The 510-nt window shown below is 55.3% G+C and carries 1 rRNA gene; it reads left to right on the forward strand.

Features of this window, described 5'->3' with window-relative positions:
• Nucleotides 1-510: ribosomal RNA gene (locus LWF15_RS35790) — 23S ribosomal RNA — on the forward strand; the annotation flags it as partial.

The raw sequence follows: 510 nt of genomic DNA on the forward strand, positions 1-510 counted from the left end.
AGCCTGAGATGTGATGATGACCGCATTGGCGGGAAGTGGGTGATCCTATGCTGTCGAGAAAAGCATCTAGCGAGGTTCGAGCCGCCCGTACCCTAAACCGACTCAGGTGGTCAGGTAGAGAATACTAAGGCGATCGAGTGAATCGTGGTTAAGGAACTCGGCAAAATGCCCCCGTAACTTCGGGAGAAGGGGGGCCTGAGGCGTGACCTGTCCTTGCGACGGTGAGCGTTTGAGGGCCGCAGAGACCAGGGAGAAGCGACTGTTTACTAAAAACACAGGTCCGTGCGAAGTCGCAAGACGATGTATACGGACTGACGCCTGCCCGGTGCTGGAACGTTAAGGGGACCGGTTAGCCTTTCGGGGCGAAGCTGAGAACTTAAGCGCCAGTAAACGGCGGTGGTAACTATAACCATCCTAAGGTAGCGAAATTCCTTGTCGGGTAAGTTCCGACCTGCACGAATGGCGTAACGACTTCTCCGCTGTCTCAACCGCGAACTCGGCGAAATTGCA

It is taken from the genome of Kineosporia rhizophila, from assembly GCF_021277265.1.
Classification (GTDB): Bacteria; Actinomycetota; Actinomycetes; order Actinomycetales; family Kineosporiaceae; genus Kineosporia; species Kineosporia rhizophila.